The organism is Psychrobacter sp. ENNN9_III, assembly GCF_001462175.1.
Lineage (GTDB): Bacteria > Pseudomonadota > Gammaproteobacteria > Pseudomonadales > Moraxellaceae > Psychrobacter.
The window spans coordinates 1-4,600 of record NZ_LNUO01000069.1; the positions used below are offsets into that span (position 1 = coordinate 1).

Consider the following 4,600-nt stretch of genomic DNA (forward strand, 5'->3'; position numbering starts at 1 on the left):
GAGAGCCGTGAAGCTGTTTTTGTGTATCAGAAAATAGGTCTGTCAGTTATGATGCAATGCTAAACGGATTGGTCGTACTTAGACTCTAGCTGCATAGCGCGCTGATAGCTATCGAGACTGGCAAGCGCTTCAGCATACTGCCTGATATTCAGGTAAGCGTCGAGTTTTTGACGCTTAGCGAGAATGATTAAGTCAAATGACAACATAAAGTCAGCACCACTTAGCTTATCACCCACAATGAACGACTTACCTTCAACCGAAGCATCCAGATATTCAAACAATCTGGTTTTTTCTGTATCGATATAGCCATTCAAAAACTCATTGTCATCAATGCCTGCTTTTTTGGTAAATAGCTCAAGCATTAATGGCAACATCAGCGAGCTTTCTGCAAAGTCGATCCACTGCAGATAATATCCATAATCCGAGCTGTCTGTCGCAGGGCGCAGACGCTCTGGCGCAAATCGTTCGATCAATAACTCCGTAATGGCCCCTGATTCAGCATAAATTTGGCCGTCCATCTCGATAACCGGAGATTTACCGAGTGGGTGAACTGCCTTCAGAGAATCTGGTGCCGAATGAGTCTTGGCATCGCGCTGATGACTGACCACTTCATAAGGCACGCCTAGCTCTTCTAAGAGCCAAAGCGTACGCAACGAACGTGACTGATTAAGGTGATGTAAGCGAATCATGATATTAACCTTTGAGCTTGTTGATCAAACGCTTAGCCGCTTCTTCTGATGAGGCTGGGTTTTGACCTGTGATCAATAAACCATCTTCGACCACAAATGACTCCCAATCAGCAGCTTTTTCATAGTTGCCACCATTGGCTTTTAGTGTATCTTCTACCAAGAACGGCACCACATCGGTAAGGCCAACGGCGTCTTCTTCAGTGTTGGTAAAGCCAGTAACCGTCTTGCCTTTTACCAAGTATTCGCCATCAACCTTGACGTTTTTAAGTGCAGCGGGCGCATGACAAACAAAAGCAACAGGTTTGTCTTGTTTCACAAAACTCTCAATCAAGTTGATAGAGTTTTCATCAACTGCCAAATCCCATAATGGACCATGACCACCAGGATAGAATACGGAGTCGAAGTCTTCTGCTTTTACATCGGCAAGTTTTTTGGTATTGGCAAGATGTTTTTGCGCATCGCTGTCTTCTTTAAAACGTTTGGTATCTTTGGTTTGTGCGTCTTCAGTGTCGCTACTAGGATCAAGCGGTGGTTGTCCACCAGCAGGAGAGGCGAGCGTCACATTAGCGTCAGCATCAAGAAAAGCATAATAAGGGGCGGCAAATTCTTCTAGCCAAAAGCCAGTTTTCTTACCAGTATCGCCCAATTCATCGTGTGAGGTTAGTACCATTAAAATATTCATAGTTTTCCTTTTTATTAAAGTTATTTTTAGATTATTGATGATTAGCAGTCACGTTTAAGTAACTATGCTTAAGTTTAAGTAACTATGCTTAAGTTTAAGTAACTATGCTTAATCAGTAGTTTTACTAACGATGACTGCTAGCCATAACCATGTAACAGTATTCATGGTTAAGATGTCGTTTTCAGTAGTTGTCTTAACAAATTGTGTTGTTAAGTCGTTATTTAACTGACTATTATTTAACCGTCCATCGAACGTCAGCCAATTAACAAAAGCTATTTTACATCAGCTACTTTAACCACTGTTTTACCGAAGTTATCACCATTTAGCATACGAACAAAGGCATTTGGTGCATCGTCTAAGCCTTCAGCGATGGATTCTTTGGTTTTCACATCACCTGACTCTACCCATTTGCTCATGGTTTTGAGGAACTCTGGGAAATGATCGCCATACTCTTCAAAGATGATAAAGCCTTTGATGGTTAAACGACGGCTCAGAATATTGCCCATCAATACACCTAAACGATCCTTGCCATCAGGCAGTTCAGTCGCGTTGTACTGTGAGACCAGACCACATACTGGGATACGGGCATGAGCATTTAATAACGGCATGACCGCGTCAAATACTTTACCACCGACGTTTTCGTAATAGATATCGATACCATCTGGGCAGGCGGCTTTTAACTGCTCAGCGAAGTCATCCGCTTTATGGTCAATACAGACATCAAAGCCAAGCTCATTAACGGCAAAATCACACTTGTCTTTACCACCAGCAATACCAACGGTACGGGTACCGTATTGATTACCCACTTGACCAACCGTTGCGCCAACGGGACCTGTTGCGGCAGCGACGACCAGCGTCTCACCTTTTTGTGGTTTACCGATATCAGTCAAACCCATATAACCGGTAAAGCCGGGCATACCGAGTACGCCTAAACCATAGGAAGGGTTTGGCATATCTTTATCTAATTTCAGCACGCCTATCCCATCACTGACACTGTAATCCTGCCAGCCTGAATTTGCTACCACCAAATCACCGACAGCAAATTTATCAAGGTTAGATTTAACGACTTGAGCAACGGTTGCGCCCATAATGACATCACCAACCTCTAAGGGGTCAGCATAGCTTTTGGCATCGCTCATGCGGCCACGCATGTACGGGTCTAATGACAAATAGACGGTACGTAGCAGCATCTCATTGTCATTTGGCGTCGGGATATCGCTGGTTGTCATGTCAAAGTTTTCAGCTTTTGGTTCGCCAGTAGGACGGCTGGCCAATTTAATTTGACGGTTTGTTTCTTGATTTTGCTGTTTATCAAAGCTCATTTTAATAATCCTTTTTATTTATTGATTTAAGATTTTAGGCGGCGCTGCTTAACGAACGCTCTAAGATACGACGTGATACTTCTAAGTCATTGTTACCATGTTCGCCCAGTTTTACCATGTTATGCGCTTCAAGCTGCTTGATGATAGGGTCAATCGCTGACTCATCGAGTTCGGCATCCGCTAAGCTAACTGGTAGGCCAAGGCTACGGAAGAAGTTCTCAGTCTTAACAATAGCAGTCTCAATGATGCTGTCTTCGTCTTGTTTTGTATCAGTATTGCTATCGATGGCCCAAACGTTACGTGCATATTGAAGTAACTTGTCTTTTTTGCTTTCTTTGAGCTCGCGCAGTACTGATGGTAATAAAATAGTAAGGGTGCGGGCATGGTCAATGCTATGTAATGACGTTAATTCATGGCCAACCATGTGTGTCGTCCAATCTTGTGGTACACCAGTGCCAATTAGGCCGTTAAGCGCCATGGTAGCTGTCCACATAATATTCTTACGTGTTTCTAGATTCTCTGGATCATCTTTAACCGCTGCGCCTTCTTCAATCAAAATCTTAAGTAAGCTCTCAGCAAAGGCATCTTGTACTTTTGCATTGAATGAATAAGTCAGATATTGTTCCATTACATGGACAAAGGCATCCGCAACACCGTTCATTACCTGACGTTCAGGTAATGTGAGGGTCTTAGTCGGATCAAGAATTGAGAACTTAGGGAAGACTAGTGGACTACGGAAAGGAAGTTTTGCTTGGCGCTCACTATGGTTGACCACGCCGCCATTGTTCATCTCAGAACCCGTCGCTGGAATAGTTAGCACGGCACCTAAATCGACAGCAGTGTCTATGTTTGCACAGCCGCTAAGTAGTGCATCCCATGCTTTTTCACGTGAGACGGTGCTGTCATCTTCGTTAAGTGAAGATACGAGTGCGACAAATTTACTACCATCAATGACTGACCCACCGCCAACTGCCAATAGAAAGTCGATATTGTGTTCATTGACCATATCAGCAGCTTTGAGCAAAGTATTAAACTCTGGATTTGGTTCGATACCGCCAAACTCAAAGACTTCGCGACTACCACTCGCTGCTAGCGCTGTCCTAACTTCGCCTAAAGTACCAGTGCGTTCAGCGGAACCGCCACCATAAGTAATCAGTACTTTTGCATCGTTAGGCACTAGGTCTGATAGTTTCTCAATTTGGCCTTCACCAAAGACAATACGTACTGGGTTGTAATATTGAAAATTGTTCATAAGATTCCTAAAATTCATTGGGTATGTATGGATTGTGCGTATAGTTTGCAAAAGCGAATAAGAAAATTATCCAAATCGTTTTTGCGTATGTGGGCATTCTACACGAATTAGACCGGTCGTCTAGTAGTGTTTACAAAACTCTCGTATTTATAATTTATGTGAAACTGATTATAAAAATGAGAAGGCGAAAATCTTCGCGCAGAACTTAGGGTGAAAGTCTAATAGCACATATGCTGTTAAGCGCTACTTAGATTATTTTGAGAGTGGCTTAGTTAGAACTAGAGTTAGGTGACCGGAGACAAGTAAAGAAACCTATCAAAAGATAGTAGATTTTAAAAATATTTTTGCAAAATCGAGGTTAAGTATAGAAAAGAGCTAGGTATAGAGCAAAGAGCCGCTATTAGCGGCCCATCTCAGTAGTCGTCATTTGCCATACTTCTGCAAGTGGTGTATTGGTTTGACTAATTTTAGCAATCAAGCTTGCACCAAGCCATGCAAAGTACCAACGCTTTGCTACGCTTTCGGCAGCGATATTATCGAGTTGTGGTACAGAGTTATCTGCCCAGCCCGCTTTGATTTGTTCGGCAAGCCAACTGATGGTTTGCTGGTAACCGGCGTAAAGTACTTTAAACTCCTTGGGCCCCGGGGAAAAAAA

The 4,600-nt window shown here is 43.0% G+C and carries 4 protein-coding genes and 1 pseudogene; all 5 read right to left on the bottom strand.

The window, feature by feature from the left end; translation table 11 throughout:
- Positions 1-59: 59 nt before the first annotated feature.
- Positions 60-689, bottom strand: a complete 630-nt coding sequence (locus PENNN9_RS04550) for a glutathione S-transferase family protein (RefSeq protein WP_058368544.1) — start codon at positions 687-689, stop codon at positions 60-62.
- A gap of 4 nt (positions 690-693) precedes the next feature.
- Positions 694-1,371 carry a type 1 glutamine amidotransferase domain-containing protein gene (locus PENNN9_RS04555; RefSeq protein WP_058368545.1) on the bottom strand — a complete coding sequence of 226 codons (678 nt, stop codon included), beginning with the start codon at positions 1,369-1,371 and terminating at the stop codon, positions 694-696.
- Positions 1,372-1,643: 272 nt separating this feature from the next.
- Entirely contained in the window at positions 1,644-2,693 is a 1,050-nt protein-coding gene (locus tag PENNN9_RS04560) for an NADP-dependent oxidoreductase (protein ID WP_058368546.1), read from the bottom strand.
- A 34-nt stretch (positions 2,694-2,727) separates the two neighbouring features.
- Positions 2,728-3,945, bottom strand: coding sequence for an iron-containing alcohol dehydrogenase (locus PENNN9_RS04565; protein WP_058368547.1), 1,218 nt, complete (start codon positions 3,943-3,945; stop codon positions 2,728-2,730).
- Between the two features lie 400 nt (positions 3,946-4,345).
- A pseudogene (locus tag PENNN9_RS04570) lies at positions 4,346-4,600 on the bottom strand (hypothetical protein); the annotation flags it as partial.